General features: G+C 58.5%; 1 pseudogene. It reads left to right on the forward strand.

Annotated elements, in window-relative coordinates:
* Window positions 1-352 (forward strand): annotated as a pseudogene (locus KDM89_RS20680) (xanthine dehydrogenase family protein molybdopterin-binding subunit); the annotation flags it as partial.

Genomic DNA, 352 nt, shown 5'->3' on the forward strand with positions numbered 1-352 from the left:
GCTGATACTGGCGGAAGAACTGGATGCGGACTGGAGTCTGGTACGCAGCGTACATGGCAGCAATTCGCCCGCTTATGCCGATCCTTTATTTGGCATCCATCTGACCGGCGGCTCGAATTCCATCAAGAACTCGTATATGCAGTACCGCGAACTCGGTGCGCGCACCCGTGCCATGCTGATCCAGGCCGCGGCGCAACAATGGAAAGCAGATCCGGCCAGCCTGAGCACCAAGGCCGGGTTTGTGATTGGTGCCAATGGACAACAACTGAGCTATGGTCAGCTGGCCAAAGCCGCCATGCAATTGCCGGTGCCTGAGCAAGTCACGCTGAAAGACCCGGCCAGCTTCCGCCTG

The sequence above is a fragment of the Cognatundibacterium luofuense genome, assembly GCF_018139685.1.
In the GTDB taxonomy this organism is placed as follows: Bacteria; Pseudomonadota; Gammaproteobacteria; order Burkholderiales; family Burkholderiaceae_D; genus Undibacterium; species Undibacterium luofuense.